The organism is Enterobacter genomosp. O, from assembly GCF_001022965.1.
Classification (GTDB): Bacteria; Pseudomonadota; Gammaproteobacteria; order Enterobacterales; family Enterobacteriaceae; genus Enterobacter; species Enterobacter cloacae_L.
Map to the genome: position 1 here is coordinate 60,352 of NZ_LECZ01000025.1, position 13,868 is coordinate 74,219.

The following is a 13,868-nucleotide window of genomic DNA, read 5'->3' on the forward strand; positions in this document are numbered from 1 at the left end:
AAAATTATGGAACAAGAAATTCTCGCCCTGTTCGAAAAAGTGTTATCCCGTAAGGTGGGCTTTCACGATGAGCTGATTGAATCCGATATTCTCGACTCCATCCTGGCAGTCGATATGGTGCTGGAAGTGCAGGACGTTTACGGCTGTATGATCCCGCCAACCGACGTGGCGACGGTGCTGAAAACCCCGGCGGACCTGGCCCGCTATATCGAAGAAAACCGCTAACCCGGCAGGCTCTGGAGGTATGCTCCAGAGCCCGTTTCATATCTATTGCCCAAATTGCCTGCACGCCTCCTGCCGTTGTCCAGCCATAATCCGAGTACAAAAAGTTATCTAAAGCACCATAATTGACAGGTGCTTAACCCTTTTGTCAGGAATTCATTATGCCGCCACGTACCGCCAGCGACCTCTATTCAGAAATGAAAAATATGTCCGTTGAAGAGCGGATCCGCTTCTTCTCCCTTTCGCTGGCGGAAATACACCGCGAACTGCAGGAAAGCATCAGCCAGATAGAGACGATGAAGCAGGCGCTGGAAGAGAGTGAAGAGTATCATCGCCAGCTGGTTGAGACCGCACAGGACGCGGTGATCACCATCGATCACGCCGGGATCGTCGTGAACTGGAACCAGGCGGCAGAACGCATGTTCGGCTGGTCAGCCGAAGAAGCGATAGGTAACAGTCTTGGCGATATGATCGTGCCCGAAGAATTTCGCGAGCAGCACGCGCGCGGCCTGAAGCGCTTTAAGGCCGCCCAGCCGTCGAATATTCTCAACCGCACTATCGAGATCGCTGCGCTGCATCGCACCAAAGGCGAGTTCCCTATTGAGCTGTCGATATGGCCGCATCAGCAAGCGGGTAAGCAAATCTTTTCGGCATTCATCCGCGATATTACCGACCGCAAACAGCGTGAACACATCGCCTGGCTGCACGCCAACTTTGATGCCCTGACGGGGTTACCGAACCGGAGATTATTCGTTAACCGCCTGGAGCAGGCAATAACACAGGCTATCGCCAACGACCGGGAAGTGGCGCTGCTGTTTATCGACCTCGACCGGTTTAAACCGGTGAACGATCTCCACGGTCATGCCGTTGGTGATGAGCTGCTGCGGCTGGTGGCATTTCGTCTGCAAAGCGTCCTGCGCGAAGGCGACACGGTTGCCCGCCTCGGCGGTGATGAGTTTGTCGCCCTGCTCCCCGATTTAGCGACCAGCGATCCATTACCCTTACAAACGGCGGAAAAGGTCAGCGCTGCGCTGGCCCAGTCATTTTTGATTAACGAGCAGGTGATTGCTATCTCCGGCAGTATCGGCATCGCACGCTTTCCTCATGACGCCGCCGATGCCGATACGTTGCTCAATAGCGCAGACAAGGCGATGTATACCCGCAAGCGGTCATCGCCGGGGGAACGCTGATGGGGTTGATGAATGCCTTTAACCGAAATGAAACCAACTGCATTAACTATTTCACCTACACTTTAGGGGTACTGTCGGTACGGTAAACAGAAAAAAGCCAACTTAATTAAGACATTACTGTTTCGCTGCGCGCTGAGCCGGCGCTCGTTTTGTCTTTAACAGAGGAGTCTGCGGTATGGCATTCGTAACAACGAAAGACGGCGTCAACATTTACTACAAAGACTGGGGCCCTAAAGAGGCTCAGCCCATTGTTTTCCACCACGGCTGGCCGCTGAGTGCCGATGACTGGGATAACCAGATGCTCTTCTTCCTTGCGGAAGGCTATCGCGTTATCGCTATCGATCGCCGCGGTCATGGACGTTCGGATCAGGTGAGCGAAGGGCATGATATGGATCATTATGCGTCCGATGCGTCGGCCGTTGTTGAAAGCCTGGACTTACACAATGCCGTGCACGTGGGCCACTCCACCGGCGGCGGCCAGGTCGCCCGCTACGTGGCGAAGTACGGCCAGCCGCAGGGGCGCGTCGCCAAAGCGGTGCTCGTCAGCTCCGTCCCGCCTCTGATGGTCAAAACGGACGCTAACCCTGGCGGCACGCCCGTCGAGGTTTTCGACGGCTTTCGCAAAGCGCTGGCGGCTAACCGCGCCCAGTTTTACCTCGACGTCGCCAGCGGTCCTTTCTACGGGTTTAATCGGGATGGGGCAGACGTTTCGCAGGGTACGATCCAGAACTGGTGGCGTCAGGGAATGATCGGCAGCGCCAAGGCCCACTATGAGGGGATCAAGGCGTTTTCAGAAACCGACCAGACGGAAGATTTGAAAACCATCACGGTTCCCGTTCTGGTGATGCAGGGCGACGACGATCAGGTCGTGCCGTATAAGAACGCCGCCCTTCTGCAGGACAAGCTGCTGGCGAACAGCGTACTGAAAATTTATCCGGGCTTCCCACACGGGATGCATACCACCCATGCGGATACCATTAACGCCGACATTCTGGCCTTTATCCGCTCATAGACGTTACGTTCAACGCCACCCAAGGGTGGCGTTGTTTATTACCTCTTAGCGCTTCTGCGCAACCAGTTGGATCATGTTGAAATAGGCCCCGGCGCCCGCGTCCATAATGGGCACCATCATCTCCTGGGCTATCTCGCATTGCATAAACTCATCCCACGCCTGCTGGCAGGTGTCCATTTCCCGCACGGTGGTCAGAATCGCACCGGGCTCTTTTTCCCACAGCGCTTTCCACCAGCAGAGCGGATAGAAATACCACTCTGGGGTCCAGAAAGGTTTAACCACCTCCGGGAGATGCGTTTCGCTGTACTCTCCGATAAACCCGGGAACGGCAACCGCAATATGTCCTCCGGGTTTCAGGAAAGGTAGCAGCGTGCCCAGCATGGCGTCATTGTTGCCAAAGTATTGATAAGCATCCACGCTGACGATCAGGTCAAAGTAGTCATGCGCAAACGGGATCGCTTTTGTGGCATCAACCAGAAGCGGAAAGATTTTCCCGTCCAGACCCCGTTCACTGAAGCGCGCAGCATTTTCACCCGGCGTAATCCACAGATCGGCGGCAAAAACCGTGGCGTCATATTTTTCAGCGAGCAGGATAGAAGAGATCCCTTTCCCGCAGCCGAGATCGAGAATGCGCATCCCGGGATCAATCTGCAGTTGTGCAACCAGCTCCTCGGTAAGCCGCATGGCGTTTGGGCCCATCATGGTGTCGAGCAAAAAAGCGCGGTCATAGCTATCTGTGTAAGGTGTATTCATCACTGCTCCTTAGCGATTATCCAGCTGGGCGCGAACGTTGTTCAGCCCGGTGGTGTTGATGCGGTAAGGCTGCCCGTTCACGGAACGGATCAGCTTTTTAGTACGGAGTTTTTTGAAGACGTTAAGCGTGCAGTCGCTCAGCACCACCCCTTCTCGGGTATAGCACTCAACGGACGTGACGCGGCCAGAACTGTCGCGGACGTGCACAATACGTCCACCTTTGGCGAGAACGTGTAAGGTACGTTGTTCCTGACGGGATAAATTCATACTGAAAAACCTGTGTAATCATCATGCGTAAAAACGAGCCCACACCAAAAGGTGCGTGCGTAAGGTTTAAGCGCAGCGATAACCAGTCCGTCCTGAAGAGGGCGGGAAACTGATTATCTGATGAAAACATTTTCCAGCATCAAAGCCTCGGTAAGAGATGAATAGATATTTACGGGGTGAATGATAACGCCTGGTTTTTACAGGGGAATAGCGGGAGGTTAAAAGTGTGATCTGGATCGGTCCGTGAAATCGTCTTTACTCTCTTTTACTGCCAGACTGGGCATCTTACTGAACGCTGACTGGAGCTTTTTAATGCCTGACTATACCGTGGTTGAAACCGTACCCGCTGCGGAGGACTTTTGCCGCCTGCGCGAAATCTCGGGTCTTAGCCCTCGCCCGCTGGAGGCGGCCCGAAAAGCGCTGCCCGGCAGCTGTTATGGCATGCATATTCTGTGTGAGGGTAAACCGGTGGGTATGGGGCGAATCGTGGGGGACGGTGCGTTGAATTTCGATATTGTTGACGTCGCCGTCGATCCCCTTCATCAGGGGAAAGGGCTCGGCAGGGTCATCATGGAAACGCTGGTTGCCTGGCTGGATAACCATGCCTGTAAAGGGGCGTACGTTTGTTTAATGGCGGATGTGCCAGAGCTTTATGCCAAATTTGGTTTTACGCTCGTTCGCCCGACAAGCGAAGGAATGGCCAGAGTCTGGTGAAGGGGAAATCCGCGGCAAGACAAAAAGAAAAACCCCAGGTTCACGAGTAACCTGGGGTTTATATCTGGCGGAAGCGCAGAGATTCGAACTCTGGAACCCTTTCGGGTCGCCGGTTTTCAAGACCGGTGCCTTCAACCGCTCGGCCACACTTCCTAAGTGAGGCGAACTATAAACACCTCACCGCGCGCTGTAAAGAGTCGCGCCATTCGTTCGCTGTAAAAATAGTCAAAACGTGTTTAATCGGTTGAACTGACGACACATCGACGATTTTATCAGCACAGGCTTAGTGCTTTTTAATGTACATATCTTTCGTGAAATAGTACCCCAGCTTGTCCGGCGTAAATCCGCCTACCCACGGTTTCACCAGGTGCGTACGCACGTAGTGATAAACCGGAATGGCCGGCACATCGCGTCCCAGCAGATCTTCCGCCTGCTGGTAGTACTTACCCCGCTCCTCGGCTGTTTTGGCTTTTGCGGCATTCACCAGCGCCCCGTCGTATTCCGGATTACTGTACTGGCTGGTGTTTTCGCTGTCGCCGGTGCGGAAGTTGTTCAGGAAGGTCGCCGCGTCGTCATAATCGGCAATCCAGGCGTAGCGCACCGCGTCAAAGTTGTGCGTATGCATGGTATCCAGCATGGTTTTCCACTCCTGATTTTGCAGCTTTGCCTCCACGCCGAGGTTTTTCTTCCACATGGAGCTGGCAGCAATGGCAATACGCTGGTGCGATTCAGAGGTGTTATAGAGCAGGTTGAAGCTCAGAGGATGGCTGGCGTTATACCCGGCCTCGTTCAGTAGCTTTTTCGCCTCAGCGATACGCTTGTCCAGCGGCCAGCTGGCGTAATCCGGGTTCTGTAGCTTAACGCCGCCGATATCCGGCTGGCTGATGAGCCACGCCGGGCGCTGCCCCTGCCCTAAGACTTTCCCGGCAATGATGCCTTTATCCAGCGCCATGTTCAGCGCCTTGCGCACGCGCGCGTCGTTGAACGGCGGCCGGGTGGTATTGAATTCGTAGTAATATGTCGCCAGCTGCGGAGAGACATCCAGCTGGCTGCCCAGGTTTTTCTTCAGCTGAGCAAACTGGTTAATCGGCACCGTATACACAATATCAATCTCGCCCGCTTTGAAGCGGTTCACGTCCGAGGCCTCAGACGTAATGGGCAGATAAGTGACCTTGTTAATCACGGTATGCGCGTTATCCCAGTAGCGCGGGTTACGCTCCGCCACGATGCGTTCGTTGACCACCCACTGCGACAGCTTGTACGCCCCACTGCTGACGAAATGCTCCGGCTTGGTCCACTTATCGCCGAAACGACCAATCAGCACTTTATCCACCGGCACCAGCGACGGGTGCGCCAGCATCGCGAGGAACGCCGCGTTTGGCTGGGTGAGCGTCACTTCCAGCGTGGTGTCGTTAATCGCTTTTACGCCCAGCGTATCGGGCGCTTTTTTCCCCTGGGCGATATCGGCCGCGTTGGCGATATGCATGTTTCCCGGATAGCTCGCGTACGGCGAAGCGGTTTTCGGGTCGATCAGGCGCTGCCAGCTCCAGACGACATCCTCTGCGGTAATCGCCGTGCCGTCGCTCCAGGTGATGCCCGGGCGCAAATGGAACGTCCAGACGGTGTTGTCCTTGTTCTCCCATTTTTCCGCCAGCCGCGGCTGGACTTCGCCTGCCGGGGATACGCTCACCAGCCCTTCGAATAAATCACTGATAATATTGAATTCGACATCGCTTTCGACTTTGTGCGGGTCGAGCGAAGCCGGTTCACTGCCGTTATTCCTGACCAGTTCCTGCTTATCGGCCAGCGCGGTTCCTGCCGGCACGTTCGCCGCCCAGGTTGCCGTGCTGGCGCACAGGATCCCGGCGGTGAGTAAAGAGAGCGTAAAGTGAGTGCGTGCTTGTGGTTTCATTTCCTTCGCCTTATTGTCTGTTTTATGACGATCCGGAAATAACTCTTAGCGCCCGAACGTTAATAACGCAATATTTTTCAGTAACCTATAAGAGCTTGATCTGGTAAATACTTTTAAACCGCTGTTCATACTGGTGAAATGAACTTTCGCAGAAGAAACTACCACCTCCGGCGCTAAGGTGCTGAGTAAAGATGGGTAAAACCACTTTGAGACTGACGCGCCGTTTCCTATTCTTTCCGTTAATTACATCTGTCATAAGAGAGTGACTCATGGATCGTATAATTACTTCTTCGCGCGACCGCACATCGCTACTCAGTACCCACAAGGTGCTGCGCAATACCTACTTCATGCTCAGCCTGACGCTGGCATTTTCAGCGATCACCGCAACCGCCAGCACCGTGCTGATGCTGCCGTCCCCGGGGCTGATCCTGACGCTGGTGGGCATGTACGGTCTGATGTTCCTGACCTACAAAACCGCTGACAAACCGGTCGGTATTCTGTCTGCGTTTGCCTTCACCGGCTTCCTGGGCTACATCCTGGGGCCAATGCTGAACGCGTATCTGTCTGCCGGAATGGGCGACCTTATCGGTATGGCGCTGGGCGGTACCGCGCTGGTGTTCTTCTGCTGCTCGGCCTACGTGCTGACCACGCGTAAGGATATGTCCTTCCTCGGCGGTATGCTGATGGCGGGTGTCGTGGTGGTGCTGGTGGGTATGGTGGCAAACATCTTCCTGCAGCTTCCGGCCCTGCATCTGGCGATTAGCGCCGTGTTTATTCTGATTTCTTCCGGCGCGATCCTGTTCGAAACCAGCAACATCATTCGCGGCGGTGAGACGAACTATATCCGCGCCACCGTGAGCCTGTACGTGTCGCTGTACAACATCTTCGTCAGCCTGTTGAGCATCCTGGGCTTCGCCAGCCGCGACTAAGCCGACCAGCTGAAACAAAAAGGAGAATGCCGATGGCATTCTCCTTTTTTTATGCCCTACTCACCCCGGCAAATATAGGTAGGGTATCGCCGGTCCTGAATCAGCCACACGGAAGGCGCGAGCTCAGAGATCGTCAGGTAGTAGCGTGCGGTCGGATACGCGAAGCTACCCCACTGTTCATCCGGCGTATTGTCATTGTGCCGCCGCCAGGTTTTGGTGTAGCTCAACACAATGACCTTATCATCGTCCCGCTGCGCCCAGGTAAAATCCACATCCCGGTCAACGATCAAATTTTGCCCGCCGGCCCTTGCCGCGCCCTTATAGGTGGTGAACCCGGTACCGTCCCGATGAAAATAGAACTGGGCCACGGCATTGACCTTCACTTCACTGGCTTTTCCCTCATTGCGCGTAAAGTTAAATTCCGTGCCGCAGGCCAGCGCATCCTTTTTACCCGCAAAGCCAGAATAGTAAAACAGCGCCAGGGCACCACCGGCCAGCGCACCGCCCAGCCCAAAAAGAAGTTTTATTTTCATTGTTGCGCCCCGCCTTTATAACGTATGGTTTTACACAGGCTGGATTGACTGACCGGGCAGGCGCCAATGAACACCTCATCTGCAGCGGAAAGAGAAAAACGGGCGCTGAAATAATAAATGTCGTACTCCTCACGTTCGCACGCCACGTTACTGGCCTCCAGCCGCTCCGCTAATTTCGATAACACCAGCGGTCTTCCGTGATCGTTAATAATCCAGATGCTGCAACGCGCGATTTTATCCTTAACCGGCTTGAGTTTCGCCGGAACGAAAATCTCCTGCTGTCGGCTAAAATAGAGGGCTGCCCCCAGCGCAGCGACGATCAATAAGGCCACAATCGCCCATTTTTTCATGGACGCGCGTCGAGGCTTTACCTCTTGTGGTACGGACGAGGGCTGAGGTGCGGCGGATTGACTATTCTCTCCGGGCTGAAAAATCACATCGGCCTCAAAACGGAATCCGTAACGGGGCACGGTCACGATAAATTCGTGCCCTTCTCCCAGAGACTGGAAGCTTTTACGTAATTCGCTAACCGCTTTATTGAGGTTATTTCCCGATGGCGTAAAGCCAAATTCCTCCCACACCCGAGTGATCAATTCCTCCCGACTCAGGTCGCGTCCTTTGTGTTTAATAAATTCCTGCAAAAGCCGAACGGCTGGCGCCGAAAGCGTTAATACAGTTTCTGGTTGTCCAACAAGACTTATTGCATGTGCTTCAGGATCGAATAACAACGAATTATTGCATATAAAAAACATCTTTTATTCTCGGCTGTTACCGCATGCTTTTTTATCCCTGGTACATCGACATGAAAACCGCCTCCTGAACTGCTTATTTTTTCATCAGAAGGAATTTTCTTCCCATCCCTGGTCGCGGTATTTTCGCTTAACTATACAACCTTAAAGCCAGAAAATCAGGATAAAAAACTGTATTTAATGAGTTAATTAATACAAATTTTCACAAACCGCTGTTCTGGTTAAAGTTTCCCTGCCCTGAAGCGATACGTAAGCAGACGGTGACCTGGTGTTAACGCGCCGCCGAAGAACTCAGAGCAGGCAGACTGAATGTGAAACAGAAAAATAGAGTGAACGTGAAAACAGCCTTTTATGTCGCCGCGCTGTCATTGCCATTTTTCTCAGAAATGACAATGGCCAATATGAGCGTGTACCCCATGGAACTTAATGTGGATAAGTCCGGTGCGGCGCAAATTAAGGTGGCTTCGAAAACGGATGATATTCAGTTCATTCGGGTGAGGCAAAAGAAAATTCTTAATCCCGGCACCGCCCAGGAAAAAGAGATTGATGTGGCCTCGTGGAAAGAAGGCGGCGTTGTTGTCACGCCCGAAAAATTTGCCCTTGCGGCAGGCGCAATGCGCGTGGTTCGCCTGGTATCGCTTACGCCACCGGAAAAAGAGACCACCTGGCGCGTCTATTTTGAAGGGGTTAAGCAACCTGACAGCATTATTCCGGGCAAGGCAGAAAACCCTGCCGCGACGGCGACGCTGGGCATCAATGTCATTTGGGGTGCCTTGATCCACCTCGCGCCAGAAAAAAGCGTGGTTTCACTGTCGTTTGACCCTCTCAGGGGAACGATAAAAAACAACGGCACGCTGCGCGTGCCGCTGAGAGAGATTGGTATTTGTGATGCAAATTCATCGTGTAAATGGATAAAAGAGGACGCGACGATTTATCCAGACACCGAACGAAAATTAAAAACGCTCACAGCGATACAAGGCCAGAAATATAAATTCCGCTACTTCAACTGGGTGAATAAAACCGCTGAAGAAGCTGATTTACCCGTCGTGCATTAACACGACGTCACTGTAAAACCCCATGTGGGTTGTTTAAAGAGCCAGGGTGCTCATTTGTAAATATGGAGATATCAATGCGTAAGTATTTTAAACCCCTGATGATTGTTGCCGCGATGACCACGTCCTTTAGCGCGCTGGCCATTCAAAAAGACATTACCGTAAACGCCAGCGTTGATTCACAGCTGGATATGACCCAGGCCGATAACACGCCGCTGCCGGCAAGCATCGATATGCAGTACCTGCCTGGCCGTGGTCTGGAAAGCTACCGCCTGAATACCAAGGTATGGTCTAACTCCGCCACCAGCAACGTGAAAGTCCGTCTGGTTAGCGCAGCGCAGCTGGCGAACGCCGACGGTGCTGAGACCATCCCTATGACGGTGAAGCTGGGCGATAAAACCCTCACCACCGCAGATGTTGAATATACCGGTACTGAACTGTTCCCGGGGAGCATTGAAAACGGCTCAGCGGTACTGCCGCTGACCATTTCTCAGACCACCAAAGGCATTCTGAAAACCGGTCAGTACAGCGGCGTAGTCAGCCTGATGCTGACGCAGGCGACCACCACGGAAGGCGGTGCGTAACACCACAGCACCTAAGGAATAACGTCAGAGGGTGCCCACCCTCTGACGTCAGGATGATGTCGAGGCTCGTTCATGGCGTTTCACAGAAATACTCTCCTCTTTGTTGCTTTGTTACCCGCATCCATCCAACTCGCCTGTGCCGGGATGGCCGTCCCGCCAGGTTTTGAAGATCTGGCGAAAACGCAGCGCCTGTGGACCGAGGTGAACCTCTACGGCGAGTCGCTTGGCCTTTTTGAAACGGATATTACGCTTGAAACGGTGAGCTTTGTCGCGCCTGAAACCGTGGTTGCGGCCATCAAACGCCGCTTCAATGACGATCCTGCCCTCGTTGCCACCGTATCAGCCGCGCTGGCCGTTCCGCTTGCCCGTAACGGCAACCTGGCGTGCAGCAGCAACGGCTCCGCAGCGGGATGCGATTACATAGATACCGACCGCGCGGCCATTATCTATGACGAGAATAACGCCCGCATTGGCCTGTTTCTGGACAAGAAATTTCTGCCTAAGCCGACATCGGACAACCAGTGGTATCAGCCCACGCAAGACACCGAAAATGCGCTTATCCATCAGCAGAATATTAATTTTGTTGCCGACAGGGATTATCAGTCAGCCACCGTGCAGGGCAATGGCGCGCTGGCGCTCACGCAGGACGGCTATGTTAACCTCGACTGGACCTGGCTTGGGCAGCGTTCAAGGCACCAGCAGGAACAGGAGATCACCGTCAACAACGCCTGGTTCCGCCAGGATATTCTGCGTCAGTACTACGTCCAGGCCGGCGAGATGGATACCCGCGATCTGTTCAGTAATGCCGGCGGAAATATCAACCTTAGCCAGCTGCCGCTCGGCAAGATTCGCGGTCTGCGCACGGGTTCGACACGGGCGTGGATTAATCCGGTGCAGCAGTCGAAGGGAACCCCTGTCACCGTGCTGCTTTCCCATGACGCGCGTATCGATGCTCGCCGTGGCAATCAGCTGCTGGCGAGCTTCTACCTGAATGCCGGGGCGCAAACTCTGGACACGCGATCGTTCCCGGACGGGAGCTACACCGTGACCCTTTCCATATATGAAAATAACCGGCTGACGCGCACCGAGCAGGTGCCATTTACACGAACCGGCATTACGCCATTCGACCGCGTCGAGTGGTTCCTGCAGGCGGGCGAAACCGACAATAGCGATCGGAACGAAGAGCGCAGCGCGGTTGCGCAGGCGGGCGTACGTGTGCCCGTCACCCCGACGCTGGCGCTGACCAGCGGCGCAACGTTCAAGAAAAACCAGCATTTCCTGGAAAATGCGCTCGACTGGAGCCGGGGCTTCAACGCGGGCCCGATCGATGGCGTGCTGAGTACCCGGTTTAGCTACCTTTACGGTAGCGAAGGTCAACGCGGCAATATTCAGCAAATCAGCTACAACGACGGTTTTTCACTGAGCCTCTATCGCAACGCGCTATCAGCGGAAAACTGCAACACCCAAAGCGCGGGATTTGACGCCGTGAACGGCTGTTATCGCACCCTCTCAGTGATGTTCTCCGTCCCTGTCGGCACCTGGTATGCGAGCCTGGGGTATTCGGATAACCGCAACGAAGGACGGTACGTTTCACGCCGGGAGCTGCCGGACAGCGACGATCGCCACGATGCGGGTTTGCCGTGGGAATCGGTTTATATGTCCCGCACGCGCACGCGCGCCTGGCAGGGTGGGCTGAGCAACGCGTTTAGCACCCATGGCCTGAACATTAACAGCAGCATTAACCTGTTCATGCGTAACGATGACTCCCGGGAAGGCAGGGATAAAGGCGGCTACCTGAGCGTGAGCCTGTCCATGGCGCATAACCGTCAGGGCGATGCGTCAAGCTATACCTCTCTGGGCGCAACGTGGCAGCACCAGCAGCGTGAAAAGAATCAGCTGAGCTACAACGTGGCGCATAACTGGTATGCCGATGCGCGCGGGGAAAATGAGTATGGCCTGAGCGCGTCGGGCATTAACAGCGATTCGCTGAACGCTTCAGCCTATATGCGCCAGGGCGGACGATACGGCAACGGCAGCCTGACCATGAGCGATGCCTGGGATCGGCAGGACAGCCGCCACACCCTGAGCAGCAGCGGCAACTACAGCTCGACCCTTGCGCTCTCGCGCTCTGGCCTGTGGCTGGGCCGCTGGAGCGACGGTCGTCCCGCTTCAGCCGTCGCGGTTAACGTTGCTACACCGGAAGATTCTCAGGATCCGAGCGTCGCCGTGTCGCTGGATAACGGCGGCAGCGCGGACATTCCGGGCAACAGCCGCGCGCTTTTCGCCGTACCGGGCTATCAGCAGACAACATTGACGATAAATGAATCGCTGGATGTCTCACGGGGAGCCAGCAGTGAAATCACGCAGGGCTCAGGCAGCAGAACGCTGTTTATGGTGCCGGGCAAACTGCTGCGTCGGGACGTGCAAACCACCGCCAGCTACACCTGGCTCGGCCAGCTAACCGACGAGCATCATTCACCGTTTATCGGCGGCGTGCCGCTGAACGTCAACGGCTGGAGCGACCTTGGCAACGGCGGGTTTAGCGCCCAAAGCGATGCCCTGCTGCATAACCTCTACCTGGTGCGTCAGCAGCAGTTTTATCAGTGTGCGCTGAACGTGAAGAGTATGCGCGACGTCGTGCGCTACGTCGGGTCGATCCCCTGCCGGGAATTAACCTTCTCCGCCCTGCCGGAAGCCGTCCAGCAGCAGGCGCAGCTGATGCTGGCCGGACGAACGACCCCAGCCAGCCCGACAGCCATGAACGCCGACAATCTCATGAAAGGGAAATGATGTGATTAAGTACCTCTTTATTTTACTGTTCTTAAGCCTGTGGGCCGGCCAGACGCTGGCGGGTGCTCCCGCGGGACGAAACACCAGCGCGGGGATCAGCTTCGATCGCACGGCACCGCCTGCCCGTTTTGATATCTGGCTCCATGAACCAGGTGGCTATGACGCTGCCGACCCGCAAAAGTGGGGCCGCAATACCCTGACCTGTCAGTCCCGGGCCGACACCACGTACGGGGCCTGCATGACCGCCCCGGTCTGGTTCTCGGCGAACCCGGCCGCGCCCTATGCCATCACATTACGTTTTACGCATGCCCTCACCGGCAAGACGATAGATATCAAGGTGTATGGCGATCACTACATGTTTATCAACAATAAGGTGTTCACCTTTGCCAGCTTTGTCACCGGGGGGACGGGCGATCTCACCGCCTGGAACAGAGAGCCCTACTTCGATTTCTATATCGTGAAAAGCGAGCTGGATAAGCTCGCCCTGCCGGGGATCTGGACCGCAACGCTAAAGCAGGACCTGCGTCAGTGGGGGAGCGCCGACTGCGGCGGGAACTTCAATGACGTGAATGTCGGCTGTCCTGGCTATCTTACCATCGCCAGGTGGCAGGCAAATATTCGCATTGAGGTGGTCGATCCGGGTAATCAGCAGATCTATCTGCCGGCCTTTCCGCACTCAACGCCCGTCGTTAACCTCAACCTGACCAACTTCCCGGGGCGTCCCGGGGGCAGCGAGATCCAGGGGGAAAACTCGCTGGATATGTGTCTGTACGACGGCAAGAACAGCACCAGCACCCGCGCTTACCTTCGCTTTGAGGATGACGGACTCCCCTCAGCGGATCGTGCCGAAGGTGCATTTTCTATCAGGCGGCGCGGTGGAAGCCAGACCGACGCGCGGGATCGACTCGACTACTGGGTCTCCGTTACCAATCCAATCACAGGCGCAACCGAAACCGTCGCGAACGGTAAAACCCTGGTCTGGCAAGGTACCAACGATCCGCAGTATCTGCGGCAGGTCGTGCTGCCCGGCGGGCGCGAGAGCGTGCTGTGCATTCCTGCGCCTATTATCCTGAAAACCCCTGCGTTTGCAGCCAGCAGCAAAAACGCGGGTGACTACACCGGCACACTGCGCGTTATCTATACGCCCAGCACGTTATAACG

The 13,868-nt window shown here is 55.1% G+C and carries 14 protein-coding genes and 1 tRNA gene; 9 read left to right on the forward strand and 6 right to left on the reverse strand.

Features of this window, described 5'->3' with window-relative positions; translation table 11 throughout:
- Positions 1 to 6 precede the first annotated feature (6 nt).
- From ABR39_RS10290 to ABR39_RS10300, 3 genes are all read left to right on the forward strand, one after another.
- Complete coding sequence (locus ABR39_RS10290; protein WP_008499867.1) at positions 7 to 225, forward strand: acyl carrier protein; 219 nt, start codon at positions 7 to 9, stop codon at positions 223 to 225.
- A gap of 158 nt (positions 226 to 383) precedes the next feature.
- Positions 384 to 1,412, forward strand: a complete 1,029-nt coding sequence (locus ABR39_RS10295) for a diguanylate cyclase domain-containing protein (protein ID WP_047346858.1) — start codon at positions 384 to 386, stop codon at positions 1,410 to 1,412.
- Positions 1,413 to 1,587: 175 nt separating this feature from the next.
- Entirely contained in the window at positions 1,588 to 2,424 is an 837-nt protein-coding gene (locus ABR39_RS10300) for an alpha/beta fold hydrolase (protein WP_047346859.1), read from the forward strand.
- Positions 2,425 to 2,469: 45 nt separating this feature from the next.
- On the opposite strand, the gene ABR39_RS10305 is transcribed toward ABR39_RS10300, so the two are convergent.
- Positions 2,470 to 3,177 carry an SAM-dependent methyltransferase gene (locus ABR39_RS10305; protein ID WP_047346860.1) on the reverse strand — a complete coding sequence of 236 codons (708 nt, stop codon included), beginning with the start codon at positions 3,175 to 3,177 and terminating at the stop codon, positions 2,470 to 2,472.
- 9 nt (positions 3,178 to 3,186) lie between these two features.
- Positions 3,187 to 3,444, reverse strand: coding sequence for a YjhX family toxin (locus tag ABR39_RS10310; RefSeq protein ID WP_047346861.1), 258 nt, complete (start codon positions 3,442 to 3,444; stop codon positions 3,187 to 3,189).
- Positions 3,445 to 3,756: 312 nt separating this feature from the next.
- Between ABR39_RS10310 and ABR39_RS10315 the strand changes: the two genes are divergently transcribed.
- Positions 3,757 to 4,158 carry a GNAT family N-acetyltransferase gene (locus ABR39_RS10315; protein WP_047346862.1) on the forward strand — a complete coding sequence of 134 codons (402 nt, stop codon included), beginning with the start codon at positions 3,757 to 3,759 and terminating at the stop codon, positions 4,156 to 4,158.
- Between the two features lie 65 nt (positions 4,159 to 4,223).
- Here ABR39_RS10315 and ABR39_RS10320 read toward each other — a convergent pair.
- Positions 4,224 to 4,311, reverse strand: a tRNA-Ser gene (locus tag ABR39_RS10320).
- Positions 4,312 to 4,441: 130 nt separating this feature from the next.
- A complete protein-coding gene (locus ABR39_RS10325; protein WP_047346863.1) occupies positions 4,442 to 6,070 on the reverse strand; it encodes an ABC transporter substrate-binding protein in 1,629 nt (542 codons plus the stop codon).
- Positions 6,071 to 6,339: 269 nt separating this feature from the next.
- On the opposite strand from ABR39_RS10325, the gene yccA reads away from it, so the two are divergent.
- Positions 6,340 to 6,999: an FtsH protease modulator YccA gene (yccA, locus tag ABR39_RS10330; protein ID WP_023335168.1), complete on the forward strand. Its 660-nt coding sequence runs from the start codon at positions 6,340 to 6,342 to the stop codon at positions 6,997 to 6,999.
- A 56-nt stretch (positions 7,000 to 7,055) separates the two neighbouring features.
- Here the strand turns inward: yccA and ABR39_RS10335 are convergent, their stop codons facing one another.
- On the reverse strand, positions 7,056 to 7,532 hold the full coding sequence (locus ABR39_RS10335) for a hypothetical protein (RefSeq protein ID WP_047346864.1): 477 nt from the start codon (positions 7,530 to 7,532) through the stop codon (positions 7,056 to 7,058).
- Entirely contained in the window at positions 7,529 to 8,284 is a 756-nt protein-coding gene (locus tag ABR39_RS10340) for a winged helix-turn-helix domain-containing protein (RefSeq protein WP_047346865.1), read from the reverse strand. The genes ABR39_RS10335 and ABR39_RS10340 overlap by 4 nt, the downstream gene beginning before the upstream one ends.
- Positions 8,285 to 8,592: 308 nt before the next feature.
- On the opposite strand from ABR39_RS10340, the gene ABR39_RS10345 reads away from it, so the two are divergent.
- From ABR39_RS10345 to ABR39_RS10360, 4 genes are all read left to right on the forward strand, one after another.
- Complete coding sequence (locus tag ABR39_RS10345) at positions 8,593 to 9,336, forward strand: fimbrial protein (RefSeq protein WP_047346866.1); 744 nt, start codon at positions 8,593 to 8,595, stop codon at positions 9,334 to 9,336.
- A 74-nt stretch (positions 9,337 to 9,410) separates the two neighbouring features.
- Positions 9,411 to 9,917 carry a CS1 type fimbrial major subunit gene (locus tag ABR39_RS10350; protein ID WP_047346867.1) on the forward strand — a complete coding sequence of 169 codons (507 nt, stop codon included), beginning with the start codon at positions 9,411 to 9,413 and terminating at the stop codon, positions 9,915 to 9,917.
- A gap of 72 nt (positions 9,918 to 9,989) precedes the next feature.
- Positions 9,990 to 12,707, forward strand: coding sequence for a TcfC E-set like domain-containing protein (locus ABR39_RS10355; RefSeq protein ID WP_047346868.1), 2,718 nt, complete (start codon positions 9,990 to 9,992; stop codon positions 12,705 to 12,707).
- Position 12,708: 1 nt separating this feature from the next.
- Positions 12,709 to 13,866 (forward strand): CfaE/CblD family pilus tip adhesin, encoded by a 1,158-nt coding sequence (locus ABR39_RS10360; RefSeq protein WP_052952192.1) that lies wholly within the window; start codon positions 12,709 to 12,711, stop codon positions 13,864 to 13,866.
- The last annotated feature ends 2 nt before the right edge of the window (positions 13,867 to 13,868 follow it).